This is a genomic window from Amycolatopsis sp. NPDC102522, from assembly GCF_055584485.1.
Window position 1 is genome coordinate 31,002 of sequence record NZ_JBVJLY010000015.1, and the last position, 18,108, is coordinate 49,109.

Consider the following 18,108-nt stretch of genomic DNA (forward strand, 5'->3'; position numbering starts at 1 on the left):
AGGATCGGGACAGCGCCGCGGAGGCGGGGGAGCGGCGCCTCACGAGCCCCGAAGAACCGCCAAGATCTCCCGCTGCTCGAAGTGCTCAGCCCACCCCAAGGCGGACGACGAGTACAAAGAGTCCTCAAGGGACGCGTCCGCCCCCGCCGCCAGCAACGCCCGAACCGCGGCCAGATGCCCACCTTGCACGGCCAGGTGCAGCGCCGTGACACCCTCTCCGTGCGAGAGCCCGCCAAAGGTGCCCTGACGGTTCACCGAAGCCCCGAGTTCCGCCAAGGTTTCGATCGCCGAAGCCTTCCCCTGCGCGGCGGCCCAGGTCAGCGCGGTTCCCCGATAGACGTCGGCGTCCACCTTCGCGCCGCGCGCCACCAGGGTGCGCACCGCTGAAGACCGGTCGTTCCGCGCGGCCCACGAAAGCGCCTCGTCGACGATCTCGGCCGGATCGTCGCTCGGCCGCCATTCCGGGAAACCGCTGTGCGGCCGGTGGAACTCGCGATGCGCGCCCGCCGCGGGGGAGAGCGTGCCGTCCGGCGCGAGCAACTCGTCCAGGAGTTCGGCCCGGCCGAGTCCCGCCGCCACCCGGAGGTTGCCGGGGGCGAGGTCACGCGAGGCCAGGACCTCGGCGGCCTCGCGGTGACCCCAGAACAGCGCGACCACCAGCGGTGTCCCGCCGTCGCCACGCGCTGGCACGCCGACCGGGGCGCCCGCGTCGAGCAGCATCGTGACCAGCAGCGGCAGCCCGACATACCCGGCCTGGTGCAACGCTGTCCAGCCGTGCACGTTGGCCGACGCCGGATCGGCCCCGTGGTCGAGCAGGAGCCGGCACAACCGCTCGTCGCGGGTGGCGGCGGCCATCCCGAGCAGGTCGTTCCCGTTCTTCCCGTGCGCGTGGACGAGTGTGGGCAGGTCGCCGATCAGGCGCGCGAGACCGGCGAGGTCCCGCGCGTCGACCAGTTCCCGTGCTTGCTCGAAAGCGAGTTCAGCCGGTGACGTCACGCTTCCGCACGCTACCGCCCACCCCCGACAAAACCCGCCACTCGGCCAGCGGGATCCGCTCGTCCCCGGTCAGGACCTGCAGGCAGACGTGGTCCGCCCCCGCGTCCAGATGCGCCTGCACCCGCGACGAGATCGCGTCCTCCCCGACGGCGACCAAGGCGTCCACGAGCCTGTCGGAGCCGTAGTCCTCCTCGGTGAACCCGAACCGCCGCAGATTCGCCCGATGGTGGGGAGCCAGTTCCAGGTACATCGACACGTGCTGCCGCGCGATCTCCCGATCCGACCCGAGCACGACAGCCTGCTCGACGGCGAGGAAGGCCGAAGGCCCCATGATCTCCCTCGCCCGGACAGTGTGCTCGACAGGGACGAAGTACGGATGCGCCCCGTCGGCGCGCTCCGCGGCCAAAGCGAGCATCTTCGGCCCCAGCGCGGCCAGCAGCCGCCGATGCGGGGAGTCCGGTGTGGACAGTTCGGCCGCGTCCATGGCGTCGAGGTACCCGCTCATCGCTTCCAGCGGTTTCGTGCCCGGCCGGTGCCCGCCCAGCCCGAGGACGAACCGGCCGGGATAGGCCTCGGCGAGCGTCCGGCCGGCGGCCGCGGCGGTGGCCGGTTCTCGCTGGTCGAACCGCGCGATCCCGGTGGCGACCGTCAGCCGGGACGTCGCCGCCAGCAGCAGTCCCGCCTGAGTGAAGGCCTCTCGCCCCAGGTATTCCCCGAACCACAGCGTGTCGAAGCCGAGCTCTTCGACTTCCGAGGCAGCCTCGCGGACTTCGCCGATTTCCTTGCCGTCGAACGAGAACGTCCAGATCCCGACGCTCACCTTGTCACCTCCGTCAGCGCCGGCGCCAGCCGCTCCAGCTGGCTCAAGATGGCCGGGAGGTCGTCCCCGTCGGGAGTGACGAGCACGGTGTCCGCACCGGCGTCGACGAGTTCCTTGATCCGTCCCGCGATCTTCTCTTCCTCGCCCCAGGCGGTCAGGCCGTCCACGAGCCGGTCGCTGACCCCGTCGATGTCGGCGTCCGTGTAGCCGAGCCGTTTCCAGCCGTTGAAGTAGTGCGGAACGTCGTACTGCTTCATCGCTTTGATGTTCTTCGCCACGTTCTCCCGCGCCTGCTCACGATCGCCGAGCAGGACCGAATGAGTGGGAATGAGCAGTTTGTCCGGGCCGAGGATCTCGCGGGAGTACGGCGTGTGCTCGAAAGGCTGGGCGAACGGATGCGCGCCGTCCGCCCTGTCCCGCGCGAGTTCGAGCATCTTCGGCCCGACGGCGGCGAGGATCCGCGGATACGGCACGGGCGCCGGTGCTTCGGCCGCTGCCTCGTCCATCTCGGTGAGGTACGCCCGGGTCTGTTCGAGCGGGCGGTAGTCCACACCGGACTTCGCGGCCTGGAAGGCGTGCCCGATGCCGATCCCCAGCACGAACCGGCCGGGGAAGGCGTGCGCGAGCGAACTCGCGCCACTGTGCGCGGTGCGTCCCGGCCGCGACCAGATGTTGGCGATCCCGGTGCCGATCACCACCCGTTCGGTGGACGCGAGCGTGATGCCGCCGTGCGCGAACAGCTCCCGGCTGCCGGGACCTTCACCGGCCCACACGGTGCGGTATCCCAGCTCTTCCAGTCGTCGTATCGCCGCCAGCTCCTCGTCTGGCGACGGGTGGGTCATGCCGAGCGGCAGCCAGACACCCACCGGTCCCAGCCGGTCACGGGTCTCTTCGATCAGGTTCACTTCAGTCTCCCCAGCTAACATGAGGCACCCTCCGGTTACGCTGTCAGACTATACGGAGGGTGCCTCCGATTTGTCGAGGCTAGGCTCGGGAGTGCGATGGACACCGACAAGAAACCGCTGCGCGCGGACGCCAGGCGCAACTACGAGCGCCTCCTCGAAGAGGCGAGGCACGCCTTCGCCGCGCATGGGGTCGACGCCTCGCTGGAAGAGATCGCCCGCCGGGCCGGTGTCGGCATCGGGACGCTCTACCGGCATTTCCCGACGCGGGAGGACTTGGTCGAGACTGTGCTCCGCGAACAGTTCGACGGGCAGGCCGCGGCCGCTCGCGAACTCCTGGACTCGCCGGAGCCGCTGGGCGCGCTGAAAGCCTGGCTCGCCGGGATGGGCAGGCAGTCGGCCAGCTACCGCGGGCTGCCCGAACTGATGGTCGACGTCCTCAACGACGAGACCTCGCCGCTGTACGCGTCGTGTCACGCCATGCGGGACGCTGTATCCCATCTGGTGGAACGCGCGAAGGCCTCGGGTGAGCTCCGGGCGGATGTCACAGCGCACGAATCACTGGTGCTGCTGCACGCGCTTTCCTGGGCCAGCGAACACCTTTCGGGTGACAAGGCGCTCGAACGCCTCCTCGATCTCGTTTTCGCGGGATTACGGGCGAGTTAACAATCCCGGCGTCACCCGGTCTAAACTGCGGCGCAACGGGCACAACGGCGTGACCGACAACCGCTTCGAGGCACTTTTCCCGCCGAGAAGCCAATCAGCCCCGAGTCGCAGGCACAGACCAGATAGTGGGAGCCGTATCGTGACCAAGCCGAACAAGCCCGTCGTCCTCATCGCCGAGAAGCTCGCGCCCTCCGTGCTGAGTGTCTTCTCCGACGAGGTCGAGGTCCAGCATGTGGACGGCACGGACCGTCCCGCGCTGCTCGAAGCCGTGAAGACGGCGGACGCGCTGCTCGTGCGGTCCGCGACGAAGGTCGACGCCGAGGTCCTCGCCGCCACCACCTCGCTCAAGGTGGTCGCCCGCGCCGGCGTCGGGCTGGACAACGTCGAGGTGCCCGCCGCCACCGAACGCGGTGTGCTGGTGGTCAACGCGCCGACGTCGAACATCGTCTCCGCCGCCGAGCACGCCGTCGCACTGCTGCTCGCGGTCGCCCGCCGGGTCCCGGCCGCGGACCAGAGCCTCCAGGGCGGCGCGTGGAAGCGCAGCGCCTACTCCGGCATCGAGATCCAGGGCAAGACCGTCGGTGTGGTCGGCCTCGGCAAGATCGGCCAGCTGTTCGCGCAGCGGCTCGCCGCGTTCGACACCAAGCTCATCGCCTACGACCCCTACGTCTCGGCCGCCCGCGCCGCGCAGCTCGGCATCGAGCTGGTCACGCTGGACGAGCTGCTGGAGCGCGCCGACGCGATCTCCATCCACCTGCCGAAGACCCCGGAGACCAAGGGCCTGATCGGCGCCGAGGCGCTCAAGAAGGTCAAGCAGGGCGTCATCATCGTCAACGCCGCGCGCGGTGGCCTGATCGACGAGCAGGCGCTGGCGGACGCGGTGAGCTCCGGCCACGTCGGCGGCGCGGGCATCGACGTGTTCGTCACCGAGCCCACCACCGAGAGCCCGCTGTTCGGCCTGCCGAACGTCGTCGTCACCCCGCACCTCGGCGCGTCGACCGCCGAGGCGCAGGACCGCGCGGGCACCGACGTCGCGAAGTCCGTGCTGCTCGCGCTGCGCGGCGACTTCGTGCCGGACGCGGTGAACGTCGCGGGCGGCGGCACGGTCGGCGAGCACGTCCGGCCGTACCTCTCGCTCACCCAGAAGCTCGGCACCGTGCTGACCGCGCTCAACCCGAAGGCGCCCGCCTCGGTCACCGTCGTGGTCAAGGGCGAACTGTCCAACGAGGACGTCAGCGTGCTGCCGCTCGCGGCCGAACGCGGCGTGTTCTCCGGCGTCGTCGAGGACCAGGTCACCTTCGTGAACGCGCCGCGCGTGGCGGAGGAGCTGGGTGTCCAGGTCGATCTGGTCACCGAGCCCGAAAGCCCCAAGTTCCGCAGCCTGGTCACCGTCCGCGCGGTCTACGCCGACGGCCAGACCCTTTCGGTGTCCGGTTCGGTCACCGGCAAGGACGAGGTCGAGAAGCTGGTCGAGGTCAACGGCCGCCACTTCGACCTGCGCGCCGAGGGCAACGTGCTGCTGCTCGAGTACCCGGACCGCCCGGGCATCATGGGCCGCGTCGGCACGCTGCTCGGCGAGGCGGGCATCAACATCGAGGCCGCGCAGATCAGCCAGACCACTGACGGCGCGGACGCGGTCATGCTGTTGCGTGTGGACCGTTCGGTGGACTCGCACCTGCTGGAGCCGATCGGCGCGACCGTCGGTGCGCACACGATCCGGGCCGTCAACTTCGGCTGACCTGAAAAGCCTGTAACGAAAGCCGCGTCCCCGGACGCGGCTTTCGTTATATGGCAACACGTTACCGGCGTTACAAGAATACTTTTCCCCAGTAGTCGCGGGGTTGCGAAGAGCAAGATTCAATAACGGTGAAAAATGCCTACTGAAGTCGGGCTGGTCCCCGGATAGGTTCTTCCGGCGAGGCCGAACCATCGCGCCGTCAAGGGCACGGCGCGGCGCCGGGGCTCACCGTCGGGGGTGTGTTCGAGCGGCAGGCAGGTTCCGAGTCTAGGCCTCGAGTGAGGGCACTTACTCATGAACAGATCCCGCGTACCCCGATGGGCCATCCGCTCGTCGGCCGCGGTCTTCGCCGCGTTGCTCGCGACGTCCATGACAGGGGCGACCGCAGCCGCACAGGACGTCCCCCTCGCGGACGGCATCACGCCGGCGAAGATCGACCGTAACGGCTTCCAGGGGAAGGTCGAGCCGAAGCTCAAGGCCGCCCAGGGGCAGATCACCGCGTTCGTCGAGCTGGCCAAGCAGCCCGCCGTCGACGCCTTCAACGCCGAGCAGAACAAGGGCGCGGGCAAGGAGAAGGCCAAGAAGGCGGCGAAGAACGCCAAGGCCGACGCCGCCGCGACGGTGAACTCCGTCGTCGGGCAGCTCAAGGCCGCCGACGCCGGGACCCAGCTGGTCACCCAGACCTCCAACGCGGTCGCCGGCGCGGTCGTCACGGCCGACGCGGCGAAGATCCGCGAGCTGGCGAAGCGGCCGGACGTCGTCTCGGTCAAGACGGTCGTGCCGAAGACCCGCACGAACTCCAGCGCGGTCCAGCTGACCAACACCCTCGCCTCCTGGCAGCAGACCGGCCGCTACGGCGACGGCATCCGGGTCGGCGTGATCGACGACGGCATCGACTACACCCACGCCGACTTCGGCGGTCCGGGCACGGTCGAGGCGTACAAGGCGATCAACCGCGACCAGGCCACCCCGGCCTTCCCGACCGACAAGGTCGTCGGCGGTGTCGACCTGGTCGGCGACGCCTACGACTCGGGCAGCGCCGACCCGGCCCTCAAGACCCCGAAGCCGGACCCCAACCCGCTCGCCTGTGGCCACCACGGCACGCACGTCGCGGGCACGGTCGCCGGATTCGGTGTGGACGAAGCGGGCAAGACGTTCACGGGCGACTACAAGAAGCTCAACAAGAAGAAGCTCGAAGCGATGCAGATCGGCCCGGGCACCGCGCCCAAGGCCCTGCTGTACGCGATCAAGGTCTTCGGCTGCGCCGGGTCGACCAACGTCACCTCGCAGGCGCTCGACTGGGCGCTCGACCCGGACGGCGACGGCGACTTCACCGACCACCTCGACGTGGTCAACCTGTCGCTGGGCGGCGACTTCGCCACCCCGGACGACCCGGACTCGCTGTTCGTGCGCAAGATCGCCGCGAACAACGTCGTCCCGGTGTTCTCCGCGGGCAACGGCGGCGACCTCAACGACGTCGGCGGCGCGCCGGGCAACACGCCCGAGGCACTGACCGTCGCCAGCAGCCGCGACGCGTCCGTCCTGCGCGACGCCGTCGAGGCCGTGGCCCCCGCCGGGGTCAAGGGTTCGAAGACCGGCCAGTTCAGCCAGAACTACGCGACCTACGACACGCTCGACGTCACCGCTCCGGTCGTCGCGCTGTCCGCGGCCAACGCGGCCGGTTGCCTCCCGTACTCCGACGCCGACAAGGCCAAGGTCGCGGGCAAGATCGCCTGGCTCGAATGGGACGACAACGACGCGACCCGCGCCTGCGGTTCGGGCGTCCGCTCGAACAACGCCCAGGCCGCCGGTGCCAAGGGCGCGCTGTTCTCGTCCACGCTGGAGCACTTCTCGGCGGGGATCGCGGGCAACGCGGCCACGCCGACGTTCCAGCTGACCGGCGGCGCGACCGCTTCGCTGCGCCCGGCGCTGACCGCCGGCACGCTGCAGGTCCGCATGACCGGCAAGGGCCGCGTGTCCGTGCCGACCTACGACCAGTCCATTGTGGATACCCCGAGCTCGTTCACCTCGCGTGGCGGGCGCGGACCGGCCGTCAAGCCGGACGTCGCGGCGCCCGGTGACTCGATCTCGTCGGCGCTGGCCGGCAGCGGCGCGGGCCGCCTGGTCATCTCCGGGACGTCGATGGCGGCTCCGCACACTTCGGGTATCACCGCCCTGATCCGTCAGGCGCACCCGGACTGGTCGGTCGAAGAGGTCAAGGCCTCGGTCATCAACACCGCCGGGCACGACATCCACGACGCGTCGGGCCGCACCTACGGGCCGCAGCGCGTCGGCAGCGGCCGGATCGACGCGAAGGCCGCGCTGGACAACCAGGTCCTGGCCTACGTCGTCGACAACCCCGGCTCCGTCACGGTCAACTTCGGCGTCGTCGAAGCGGGCGGCCCGGTCACCCTGACCAAGACGGTCAAGGTGGTCAACAAGGGCATCAAGCCGGTCGAGTACTCGGTGGGCTACGAAGCCGTGAACGCGCTCCCCGGTGTCGAGTACACAGTGGACAAGCCGACGGTGAAGCTGAGCCCGCGCGGTGTCGCGCTGGTGAAGGTGACCCTGAAGATCGCCGACCCCAAGGCGCTCCGCAAGGTCATGGACCCGACCATGGCGGCGGCGCAGGTCGGGCTCGCCCGGCAGTTCGTGGCGGACGCCTCCGGCCGGATCGCGTTCACCCCGAAGAGCGGCACGACCGTTCCGCTGCGGCTCTCGGTGTACTCCGCGCCGAAGCCCGTCTCGTCCATCAACACCCCGGGCAACGTCAACTTCGGTGCCGGCCAGAACCAGGCCGTGCTGAACCTGACCGGCAAGGGCGTGGACCAGGGCACCGGTGCGCAGCGCTACCGCTCGCTGATCAGCGTGCTCGAGCTGCAGGCGGAGTCCCCGCAGCTGCCCGAGTGCGACGGCGGCGTCACCACCGACTGCACGCTGAACCAGACAGCCAAGGGTGCCGACCTGCGCTACATCGGCGCGGCGTCCACGGCTCCGCTGGCCAAGGCGCAGGGTGAGCCGGAGAACGCGCTGCTGGCCTTCGGTCTCACCACCTGGAGCGACCTGGCCAACCTGGGCAGCAACACTTCGCCGTTCGTGGACATCGACACCACGGGCGACGGGCAGCCGGACTTCGAGACCTATGTCACCAAGGTGACGGCCACCGACGTCCTCGTGGCGGTCACCGTGGCGCTGAAGCCGGGCTTCCCGCAGGTGGACATCCAGCCGGTCAACGGCCAGCTCGGCGACGTCGACACGAACGTGTTCGACACCAACGTCGTCGTCCTGCCGGTGAGCATCGCCGCGCTGGGCATCGACCCGAACGCCGCGTCGCACAAGATCAGCTACACGGTCGGGACCTCCGGGTTCTACGCGGCACCGGGTGCGGGCTCGTCGACGATCGACTACGTCGGCACGCCGCTCGCGTTCGACGCGCTGGCTCCCGCGTACTCGGTCCAGGGCGGCGGCGACTCCGCGCTGGGCTACGTCGCGAAGCCGGGCACGGCGCTGGTGGTCAACCGCAACCCGGCCGCGCAGGACACCGTACTGGGCCTGCTGGCGATCGATCACCACAACGCCTCGGGCAACCGGGCGAACGTGGTGAAGATCCAGACGAACGCGGGGAACGGCAACGCGGGCGTCGACCGACCGGGCAACGGCGGGCGGCACACCGGCCGTCAGCCGATCGGTGTGGGCTGACGCGATAGTGCGATAGCTCGAGTTCGATGAGGTGAGGGACGCCCTGGCGGCATGCTTTCCGCCAGGGCGTTCCTTCTTTTATTCACTCTTTCGGCTGTCTCGCTCTGTGGGAGGCTCCGGCATAAGGGTGGTGCGGCTACGGCTACCGGGCTACAGCCGGTAACCTTCCGCTGCTGGCGTTTTCTTGCGGATGGGCCATCCGGACTGCCGGTGGCCTGGTCTACGGAGGTGTGTGGATGCGGCTCGCGGTGATCCCAGGAGACGGGATCGGGCCCGAAGTGGTCGCCGAGGCGCTCAAGGTGCTCGGTGAGGTCGTTCCGACGGCGGAGACCACGAACTACGACCTCGGCGCCGCCCGGTGGCACTCCACCGGTGAGCTGCTGCCGGAGTCGGTACTCGGTGAACTCCGTCAGCACGATGCGATCCTGCTGGGCGCGGTGGGCGACCCGACGGTGCCGAGCGGCATTCTGGAGCGTGGGCTTTTGCTGCGTCTCCGGTTCGAGCTCGACCACCACGTGAACCTGCGCCCCGCCCGGTTGTACCCGGGGGTGCGCGGCCCGCTCGCCGAGTCGGGCGAGATCGACATGGTCGTCGTGCGTGAGGGCACTGAAGGCCCCTACGCCGGCAACGGTGGCTTGCTGCGCAAGGACACCGAGCACGAGATCGCGACGGAGGTCAGCGTCAACACGGCGTTCGGCGTCCGGCGTGTGGTGACCGACGCGTTCAACCGCGCCGAGGCGCGGCCGCGCAAGCACCTGACGCTCCTGCACAAGACGAACGTGCTGGAATACGCGGGTTCGCTGTGGTCGCGGATCGTCGAAGAGGTCTCGCTGGAGCACCCGGATGTGACCGTCGCCTACTCCCACGTGGACGCGGCGATGATCCACCTGGTGACCGACCCGTCCCGGTTCGACGTCGTGGTGACCGACAACCTGTTCGGCGACATCGTCACCGACCTCTCGGCGGCGGTGACCGGCGGCATCGGGCTGGCGGCGAGCGGGAACCTCGACATCACCCGGCGGAACCCGAGCATGTTCGAGCCGGTGCACGGCAGCGCGCCCGACATCGCGGGCCAGGGTCTCGCCGACCCGACCGCCGCGGTGCTGTCGGTTTCGCTGCTGCTGGACCACTTGGGACAGAAGGAATCGGCGCGGCGGATCGAGGCGTCGGTCGCCTTCGATCTCGCGACGCGCGATCAGGCGTCGCCCGGTGCGACGCACGCGATCGGTGACCGGCTGGCGGCCCTCGTGTCGTCGAACGTGCGCCCGGTCACGCAGTAGTTTTTCGGAAGTACATGAAGGCCCCCTTCCTTGCGCCTAGGTACAGGAAGGGGGCCTTCATGTACTGGGGCCTATCTCAGCGGGTGGGAACTCTCGCCCGGCCTGTGGACGCCCGGGGAGAGCGTGTGCCATGATGCGTTCGTGACCTCCTGCACCATCATTATCGCCGAGCGCGCCGGATAACAGCTCCACAAGAGCCCCCGGCGCGCAACCTCTCGCACCCATGCGGGAGGTTTTTTTGTTGCCTGAACCAGCTTTGCCTCCCTCCACAAGGAGATTCCCGTGACTCGCAAGGAGCCCGCCGATACACCGCTCGGCGACGCTTTCCACCTGTACGACACGACGTTGCGCGACGGCGCGCAGCGCGAGGGAATCTCCTACTCCGTCACGGACAAGCTGGCGGTGGCGAGGCTGCTCGACGATCTCGGGGTCGGGTTCATCGAAGGTGGATGGCCGGGCGCGCTGCCCAAGGACACGGAATTCTTCGCCCGCGCCGCTTCCGGCGAACTGAAACTCGACCACGCCGCGCTCGTGGCCTTCGGCGCGACGCGGAAGGCCGGTGCCAAGGCGGAGCAGGACAAGCAGGTGCGGGCCCTGCTCGATTCCCAGGCGCCGGTGATCACACTGGTGGCCAAATCGGACCTTCGCCACATCGAACGCGCGCTGCGGGTCGACGTCGACGAGGCGTGCGAGATGGTGCGCGACACCGTCTCGTTCCTTGTCGGCGAAGGACGACGCGTCTTCCTTGACGCGGAACACTTTTTCGACGGCTACGCGTTCTCCCCGGACACCGCCCTGAAGGTGCTCGACGCGGGGATGAACGCGGGTGCCGACGTCGCCGTGCTGTGCGACACCAACGGCGGTCAACTGCCGCTCGGCCTCGCGGAGACGGTCCGCGAGGTCAAGGAAAGGACCGGATTCCGGCTCGGGATCCATTGTCAGGACGACACTTCCTGCGCGGTGGCGAACTCTGTCGCCGCCGTGCAGGCCGGCGTGACGCACGTCCAGTGCACCGCCAATGGTTACGGCGAACGGGCGGGTAACGCCGATCTGTTCGCCGTGACGGGAAATCTGGTGACCAAGCTCGGAATGGAGGTCCTCCCGACCGGAGGTGCCGCCGAGCTCACCCGGGTCTCCCATGCTCTTGCCGAAATCGCCAACCTCGCCCCCTACACCCACCAGGCTTACGTAGGGGCGTCGGCTTTCGCTCACAAGGCGGGACTGCACGCGAGCGCGATCAAGGTGGATCCGTTGCTGTACAACCACATCGATCCAGCTTCTGTCGGCAATGACATGCGGGTACTGGTCACCGAGATGGCCGGCAGGGCCAGCCTGGAGCTCAAGGGACGTGAGCTCGGGGTCGACCTTGCCGGCCAGCCCGAGGCGCTGACGAGCGCCATACGCAAGGTGAAAAAACTCGAATCCGAAGGCTGGTCCTTCGAAGCCGCGGACGCCTCACTGGAGCTGCTGCTGCGGCGGGAGATCGACGGCCCGCAGAGCGACGTCCTCGACGAACCGCCGTTCGAGCTTGAGTCGTACCGGGTCGTCCTCGACCACCGGTCCGACGGGGAGGTCGTCTCGGAAGCGACGGTGAAGGTGCACGTCGCCGGGCAGCGTGTGATCGCGACCGCCGAGGGCAACGGCCCGGTGCACGCGCTCGACGCCGCGCTGCGCGAGGCACTCAGCCCGCATCTGTCCTGGTTGGACAGTGTGGAGCTGGCCGACTACAAGGTGCGGATTCTGCCCGGCCACCCCGGCACCGACGCCGTCACGCGCGTGCTCGTCGAGACCAGCGACGGCGAACGGGAATGGACCACCGTCGGCGTGCACGGCAACATCGTCGAAGCGAGCTGGCTCGCGCTGTGCGACGCGCTCGTGCACAAGTCCCTCAGCGAGGGCCCGGCGTGAGGAGTCGTACAGTGGGGGAGTGCGCCTAGCCCGAATTGCTCATCCTGGTGGTGTCGCGTTCGCTTCGATCGAAGGGGACGGCGACGACGCCCAGGTACTGGAAATCGCCGAGCACCCCTTCGGCAAGAACCCCAACTTCACCGGCAAGCGCTGGCCGCTGGCCGACGTCCGGCTGCTCGCGCCGATCCTGCCGTCGAAGGTGATCGCGGTCGGCCGGAACTACGCCAAACACGCGGCCGAGTTCGGCAACGAGGTCCCGACGGACCCGATGCTGTTCCTCAAGCCGTCGACCACGGTGGTCGGCCCCAACGTGCCCATCCGGCGTCCTCGCGGCGTCGGCCGGGTGGACTTCGAGGGTGAGTTGGCGATCGTCATCGGCCAGCCGGTCAAGAACGTGCCCGCCGCCCGTGCGGCGAGCGCGATCCTCGGCTACACCGTGGCGAACGACGTCAGCGCGCGTGACCTGCAGAAGTCCGACGGCCAGTGGGGCCGGGCGAAGGGTTTCGACACCTTCTGCCCGCTGGGCCCGTGGATCGAGACCTCGCTCGACGCGGCCGACCTGGCGCTCAAGTCCGAGGTGGACGGTGAGCTCAAGCAGGACGGCCGGACGTCGGACCTGGTGCACAAGATCCCCGAGCTGGTCGAGTTCGTGTCCGGGGTGATGACCCTGCTGCCCGGCGACGTCATCCTGACCGGCACGCCCGAGGGCGTCGGCCCGATCGAGGACGGCCAGTCGGTCTCGATCACCATCGAAGGCATCGGCACCCTGACCAACCCGGTCCAGGACGTCTGACGCGTGCTATGAAAGGCCCGTTACTGGCAAAATTTGCCAGTAACGGGCCTTTCATAGCATCCGGAGGCTAGCTCTCCGCGGGCTCCATCGCTCGCCGTGCGAAGGCCGGGGCGTGCTCGGGCCGCAGCCCCAGCCCCAGCAGTCGTGCGGGGAAGTAGGACAGCACGGGGAAGCGGGTGAACAGCTTCACCATCAGGGCGGGCGGGCCGTTGCGCCTGCCCTCCATGACCGGCCGCATGATGTTCTTGTGCAACAGCCGCTGCAGCCCCTGCACCAGCATCGTCGGCGCGAGACGGCGTTTGCGGACCTTCGCCAGGTCCGTCGCGGTCGGCCTGCCCCGGCGCAGCGGCTCGGCGAGCAGGGTGGCGGCCGCGACCGCGTCCTGCACCGCGAGGTTGATGCCGACCCCGCCGACCGGTGACATCGCGTGTGCCGCGTCACCGATGCACAGCAGCCCGTCGAGATGCCACTTCCGCAGCAGGTTCAGCTTGACGTCGAGGAACTTGACGTCGTCGGTCGTCTTCAGCTCGTCCACGCGATCGGCGAACTCGGGGCAGACGTCGGCCACGTTCTCCCGGAACCATTCGATGCCCTTGGTCCGCAGGTCCTCGCCCTTCGGGCCGAGGTAGGCGACCTGGAAGTAGCCCTTCCGCGGCAGCGGCACGGCGAACCGGCGATTCCGCATCTTCGGCGTCAGCCTGCCCTCGAGCTCGCCGTCCTGCCGCGAGATCCGGAACCACCACGCGTCGAACGGGGTGTCGTACTCCTTCGGGATCAGCCCGGCCTCGCGCCGGGCCAGCGACCAACGGCCGTCCGCGGCGATCACCAGGTCGGCGCGTAGTTCGCCGGTGTCGCCCTCGGCGGTGCGGTAGCGGACCCCGCTCACCCGGCCCTGCTCCATGATCAGCCCGGTCATCTCGGTGCTCCGCCGCAGCGTGAACGTGGGCTCCTTCCCGCCGGCGTCGGCGAGGAGGTCCAGGAAGTCCCACTGCGGGACCATCGCGATGTAGGGATGCGCCACCTTCAGCCGGGTCAGGTCGGCCAGGCGCATCATCGTGCCGTCCTCGGCGGGGAAGCCGGCGTAGGAGATCTCGCTGTGCGGCAGGCTGAGGAACTTTTCGCCGAGGCCCAGTTCGTCGAGCAACGTCAACGTCGACGGGTGCACGGTGTCGCCGCGGAAGTCCCGCAGGAAGTCCTTGTGCTTCTCCAGCACCGTGACCTCGACTCCGGCCCTGGCCAGCAGCAACCCGGCGACCATGCCGGCGGGTCCACCGCCGACGACCACGCAGTTCGTGCGCTCGTTCATCCGTTCCCACCCCTTCGGAACACTTATTCATCACTTGTTGAATAAACCCAGCATGCACCTGCCCGACCGGCCCGTCAAGCGCCATCCGGGCGCATGCGCTGTTCGGGTCATGGCCGGTCTCACCGGTTCGCGTGCTCTTCGCAGAGGGCCGAGGCAACTGTCCAAAAAGGACTTCAGGGAGAATGGGCGGTCCTCGATGGACGGCGATCGCGGAAGTGCCCTTGTGGACGGTCCGCTACTCAAGCCGGGCAAGGAATTTCGTTGCCGTCACAGGGTGTGCGCGCCTCGAATCGGATCGGCCGACGGGACTTGACTTTTCACCCGGCCGCCCGCATTAGCCGTTGCCCGGTAACTAAAACACGTCATCTCACCAACTGGGAGTAGAGTGCCCGCGCCGGAACAGAGCAGCCTTTATCACCTCATCGGCAGAGTCGCGATCGCGCTGAGTGCCCTAGCCTCACTTGGTGGATTTCGCTCTCGTGCCCCGGACCTCGTCACGAACCACGCCGGACGCTCCCGACGGAGCCCCTTGGGAGCCCCCGGAGTTGCGGTTGGTGTGCCTCGACATCGATGACACCCTGATCGACTGCACTGCCGCGATCCGGCTCAGCCTGCGTGCGCTCACCGGCCAGAACGACCTTTGGCCACTGTGGGATCTCATCACCGAAGAGCATGTCGCGCTGGTGGTCGCGGGTGAAATCGATTACACGACCATGCATCACAAGCGTACTGAATGCTTCCTGGCGGAGATCGGCATTCTCGCCGACGAAGAGCAGGTCAGAGGCTTCGAAAGACGCCGTCGTGAAATCCTCACCCGTTCGTGGCAATTGTTCGAAGATGTCCTCCCGTGCCTGGAATGGCTACGGGCCGCCGGCGTTCTCGTCGCGGCCGTCACGAACGCCTCGGGCACGCATCAGCGCAAGAAGATCGCCGACCTCGGCCTCGCCCGGTTCTTCGATCACGTGGCCATCGCCGGTGAACTCGGAGTAGCCAAACCGGATTCGGCGATGTTCCACTCCGTCTGCCTCGGCCTCGGCTGCGATCCGGCGCAGGCCGTCCATGTCGGCGACAAACTCGACACCGACGCCATCGGCGCCCGCGACGCCGGCCTGGGTGCCGTCTGGCTCGATCGGGACGGCATCGCCGAGCGCGCCCCGGCGGGTGTGCACACGATCTCCGGCCTCGACGAGCTGCCTGAGCTGCTCGTTTCCGAGTTCGCGAAGCTCGGCGTCCCGGTCCAGCGCGCCACGGAGACCCCCGCTTTCACGGTGCGGAACAGCGTGCTCTAGTATTTCCTCTCGTGCGGTGCTGAGCCGGTCAAGATCGGAACGGCACCTCACTGGGGTATGGTGTAATTGGCAGCACGACTGGTTCTGGTCCAGTTAGTCTAGGTTCGAGTCCTGGTACCCCAGCTGGAGAACTCTCCGGAGTGAAACACAGAGTGACCCCCCTGCCAAGGCGGGAAACCTGGTCTGGTAAGTTCTTCACAGCAACACAGCAGGTGAACAACTGAAAATCTCCTCTCAGAGGAGAAGATCCTAGCCCCCGTCGTCTAGCGGCCTAGGACGCCGGCCTCTCACGCCGGTAGCGTGGGTTCGAATCCCATCGGGGGTACGTACAGCTTCCACCCAAAAAGTCCCGACCGGTTTGGTCGGGACTTTTTGCATTTCGGTGGAGTTCATCGCGTCGCTGATCCTTTCTGCGGCTACAGCGGTTTCCGGTACCTGATCGACCGGCAATTTAATGGTAATGGTCACCTGGTCGCCAACGCCATGCACCTTGACGCTGAGCTGGGTGATCTCGAAGAGGCCGCGGAGCAATGCCTGGGGCGCCTTGGCCAAGTTGAGCTGGAGATGCGGAAGCGCTTCGAGACAGTTCAGGTCTGACGACGTGGCCTTCGTCGGCTGCAGCTTGTCTTCCGTGTCCAGGTGGGCGATCGCGGCCAGCGCGGTGGTCTTGTCGTCCTCGAGCTTGTTGTAGTTCTGGCGAAGTGCCTTGGCGAACGGATCGTCAGGAGCGCAGTCTTGAGCCTGCCGCAGAACCGAGTCCTGCCGCCGGGCCACCTCGGCCAGTTGGCGTTGGAGGCGTTCTCGCTCGGCTCGACGCCTGTGGTCGGCGCTGTCGTCCACTGTGGTCAGGTCGGCTTCGATGATGCTTCGCCGAGCGGCGCTGAAGAATCAGTCGGCGTAGAAAGCTGAAACGGCTTCGAGTGGTTCGTCCTCGCGGAGCCGGATAGCTGCTGGAAGCCCCGTGTGCGGCCCGGCGTCGCCGCTGTTGTAGGGGCTCGTGGACCGGCTTCGGTGACCAGGCCCACTTGAAGGGCTCGTTGACCTTGCCTTGCTTGGACGTGGTCGCGCGGCGGTTGAAGACTTGATAACCCGGGTGCTCGGGGTTCTTCAGGACTCCGGATACGGAGATCTTCCTCGGGCTCGGGTGCGGTACGACCTTGGCTTTGTAGCCGTACGGCGGCATGCCGATGTTCCAGCCGTCTCGGACGTGCGTGCACAGGCCGCCCCAGGACTGTTCGAGGGTGTTGAGGACTTCGTACTCGGCGATGGACCGGTTGATGCGGCGCTGGAGCACCCGTTGCGCTCGGCTGCCGGAGAGGGTGATCGGCTCGTTCGACGCGAACAGAGGGACATCGGCCCGTTCGAGTTCCCGCTCGACTGATAGGCCCTGCGAGCCACGCGGCTGATTCCCTCGCAGATGACCACGTCGAACGTCCGGGTGCGACTGGGAGCCTCTGAGAGAAGGTCGGTGATGCCGCCTGCACGGGGGACTGGGATGTCGAAGCGTTCGTAGTTCGCGCCTTGCCCGCGGTCGTCAAGCTCCATACGACCGGACTCGACGTCGTAGAAGTGCGCGACGATGATCCAGGACTCGGGTATCGCCGACTTGCAGTTGGCCAGCTGGCGCAACATCGATTGGCGCGGGTCCTGCAGGTCTTCTGTGGACGTTCGCCGCTCGTCTTCGGCGAGCTTGAGATCGGAAGCACAAGTCACTCCGCCGGTGAGCAAGCCCAGGGAATCGATCCACGTCTCCGTGTCGTACCGCGCTGCGGCGCCGTAGTCGACGATCCGGGTGCCGGCTTCGAAACAACTCATCACAGCGTTCTGGTATTTCTTGCTCTTGATCAGCTCGGGCAGGTACTCGCCCGCGACGGAGGCCGTTTCCCGAGCCTGTCCAATGTCGACCACTGGGTGGATTCTGCCGCACAGCCGACCCGCGGGTTCTTCGTAGCCGCCTGGTTGTCGAAGCGCATTTCGCGCTGTGATTGCTATTCGCCGATCCTGATCAGATCTCGGCGCAGGATGGTGGTCAGGCCGCGCATGGCGGTGACCATATCGAAGGATTCGTCGTGGAGCCACTGATCTTCGAGGCCGGAGATTGTCGCGATGATGACCGCGGCCAGCGACGATGCATCGACGTCGGGGCGCACTTCGCCTGCGCTGATGCCTTTTTCGATCAGTTGGGTGAGGTTGGTACGGAAAGTTCGAAGGCGGTCTTGCGCCCACGCTTTTGCCGCTTCGGGCGCGCTGTCGAAATTGAAGATGCTCACATGCGCCAGTTTGGTGAGCTCACGGTTCTGCTGGTTACGAGCGACGATCGCGTCGACGATGTCGAGCGCGCGTACCAGGGCGGGGCCCTCGAATTCCTGGTCGATCTCGACCGTTTCCAGGGTTTGGCGGTCCAGTTCGGCCAGCACCGCGGCCAGCAGCACCTCCTTGCCGGGGAAATGGTGCAAGAGGCCGGATTGGGAGATGTCTGCCGCTCGGGCGATGGCCGTCAGGGATGTCCCGCGATAACCGTGGGTGGCGAACAGGTTGATGGCCGCACCGATGATCTTGGCGCGGCGGGCAGTCCCGGTTTGTTCGGCATCGCGGGTCCGTGCCATCGCGTGGGATCTCCTGAGCGTGGAAGGTGTCGTTTTTGGCAGCCTAGCCGCTGATCAGTGGACCTCAAAAGCCCGCTGACCGAGTGCGCGGTGTGCCGGCGCGCC

Annotated in this window: 15 protein-coding genes and 2 tRNA genes; 11 read left to right on the top strand and 6 right to left on the bottom strand. The window is 67.8% G+C overall.

Annotated features, from left to right (window positions below; genetic code table 11):
* Nucleotides 1-39 precede the first annotated feature (39 nt).
* From ACZ6YV_RS29400 to ACZ6YV_RS29410, 3 genes are read right to left on the bottom strand one after another with little or no spacing between them, the layout of a single operon-like run.
* Nucleotides 40-996 carry an ankyrin repeat domain-containing protein gene (locus ACZ6YV_RS29400; RefSeq protein ID WP_465512683.1) on the bottom strand — a complete coding sequence of 319 codons (957 nt, stop codon included), beginning with the start codon at nucleotides 994-996 and terminating at the stop codon, nucleotides 40-42.
* Complete coding sequence (locus ACZ6YV_RS29405) at nucleotides 980-1,816, bottom strand: TIGR03620 family F420-dependent LLM class oxidoreductase (RefSeq protein WP_465512684.1); 837 nt, start codon at nucleotides 1,814-1,816, stop codon at nucleotides 980-982. The genes ACZ6YV_RS29400 and ACZ6YV_RS29405 overlap by 17 nt, the downstream gene beginning before the upstream one ends.
* The gene (locus ACZ6YV_RS29410) at nucleotides 1,813-2,721 is read right to left on the bottom strand and encodes a TIGR03620 family F420-dependent LLM class oxidoreductase (protein ID WP_465512685.1); all 909 of its coding nucleotides are present in this window, start codon (nucleotides 2,719-2,721) and stop codon (nucleotides 1,813-1,815) included. The genes ACZ6YV_RS29405 and ACZ6YV_RS29410 overlap by 4 nt, the downstream gene beginning before the upstream one ends.
* Before the next feature lie 96 nt (nucleotides 2,722-2,817).
* Between ACZ6YV_RS29410 and ACZ6YV_RS29415 the strand changes: the two genes are divergently transcribed.
* From ACZ6YV_RS29415 to ACZ6YV_RS29440, 6 genes are all read left to right on the top strand, one after another.
* Complete coding sequence (locus ACZ6YV_RS29415; RefSeq protein ID WP_465512686.1) at nucleotides 2,818-3,384, top strand: TetR/AcrR family transcriptional regulator; 567 nt, start codon at nucleotides 2,818-2,820, stop codon at nucleotides 3,382-3,384.
* A 139-nt stretch (nucleotides 3,385-3,523) separates the two neighbouring features.
* Nucleotides 3,524-5,122, top strand: a complete 1,599-nt coding sequence (gene serA / locus ACZ6YV_RS29420; RefSeq protein WP_465512687.1) for a phosphoglycerate dehydrogenase — start codon at nucleotides 3,524-3,526, stop codon at nucleotides 5,120-5,122.
* A gap of 294 nt (nucleotides 5,123-5,416) precedes the next feature.
* Entirely contained in the window at nucleotides 5,417-8,821 is a 3,405-nt protein-coding gene (locus ACZ6YV_RS29425) for a S8 family serine peptidase (RefSeq protein ID WP_465512688.1), read from the top strand.
* Nucleotides 8,822-9,057: 236 nt separating this feature from the next.
* A complete protein-coding gene (locus tag ACZ6YV_RS29430; protein ID WP_465512689.1) occupies nucleotides 9,058-10,101 on the top strand; it encodes a 3-isopropylmalate dehydrogenase in 1,044 nt (347 codons plus the stop codon).
* Nucleotides 10,102-10,383: 282 nt separating this feature from the next.
* Nucleotides 10,384-12,009 carry a citramalate synthase gene (gene cimA, locus ACZ6YV_RS29435; protein ID WP_465512690.1) on the top strand — a complete coding sequence of 542 codons (1,626 nt, stop codon included), beginning with the start codon at nucleotides 10,384-10,386 and terminating at the stop codon, nucleotides 12,007-12,009.
* Nucleotides 12,010-12,028: 19 nt separating this feature from the next.
* Nucleotides 12,029-12,802 (top strand): fumarylacetoacetate hydrolase family protein, encoded by a 774-nt coding sequence (locus tag ACZ6YV_RS29440; RefSeq protein ID WP_465512691.1) that lies wholly within the window; start codon nucleotides 12,029-12,031, stop codon nucleotides 12,800-12,802.
* 67 nt (nucleotides 12,803-12,869) lie between these two features.
* Here ACZ6YV_RS29440 and ACZ6YV_RS29445 read toward each other — a convergent pair whose 3' ends face one another.
* Complete coding sequence (locus ACZ6YV_RS29445) at nucleotides 12,870-14,108, bottom strand: FAD-dependent oxidoreductase (RefSeq protein ID WP_465512692.1); 1,239 nt, start codon at nucleotides 14,106-14,108, stop codon at nucleotides 12,870-12,872.
* A gap of 554 nt (nucleotides 14,109-14,662) precedes the next feature.
* Here ACZ6YV_RS29445 and ACZ6YV_RS29450 point away from each other — a divergent pair.
* From ACZ6YV_RS29450 to ACZ6YV_RS29470, 5 genes are all read left to right on the top strand, one after another.
* Complete coding sequence (locus ACZ6YV_RS29450; protein ID WP_465512807.1) at nucleotides 14,663-15,397, top strand: HAD family hydrolase; 735 nt, start codon at nucleotides 14,663-14,665, stop codon at nucleotides 15,395-15,397.
* A gap of 51 nt (nucleotides 15,398-15,448) precedes the next feature.
* Nucleotides 15,449-15,520, top strand: a tRNA-Gln gene (locus ACZ6YV_RS29455).
* Between the two features lie 129 nt (nucleotides 15,521-15,649).
* Nucleotides 15,650-15,722 (top strand) — tRNA-Glu (locus ACZ6YV_RS29460).
* A complete protein-coding gene (locus ACZ6YV_RS29465) occupies nucleotides 15,698-15,994 on the top strand; it encodes a hypothetical protein (RefSeq protein WP_465512693.1) in 297 nt (98 codons plus the stop codon). Before ACZ6YV_RS29460 ends, ACZ6YV_RS29465 begins: the two co-directional genes overlap by 25 nt.
* Nucleotides 15,995-16,036: 42 nt before the next feature.
* Nucleotides 16,037-16,306, top strand: coding sequence for a hypothetical protein (locus ACZ6YV_RS29470; RefSeq protein WP_465512694.1), 270 nt, complete (start codon nucleotides 16,037-16,039; stop codon nucleotides 16,304-16,306).
* Between the two features lie 198 nt (nucleotides 16,307-16,504).
* Here the strand turns inward: ACZ6YV_RS29470 and ACZ6YV_RS29475 are convergent, their stop codons facing one another.
* Together ACZ6YV_RS29475 and ACZ6YV_RS29480 are read right to left on the bottom strand one after the other, a co-directional pair.
* On the bottom strand, nucleotides 16,505-17,305 hold the full coding sequence (locus ACZ6YV_RS29475; RefSeq protein WP_465512695.1) for a recombinase family protein: 801 nt from the start codon (nucleotides 17,303-17,305) through the stop codon (nucleotides 16,505-16,507).
* Nucleotides 17,306-17,385: 80 nt separating this feature from the next.
* A complete protein-coding gene (locus tag ACZ6YV_RS29480) occupies nucleotides 17,386-18,003 on the bottom strand; it encodes a TetR/AcrR family transcriptional regulator (protein ID WP_465512696.1) in 618 nt (205 codons plus the stop codon).
* Nucleotides 18,004-18,108: the final 105 nt, after the last annotated feature.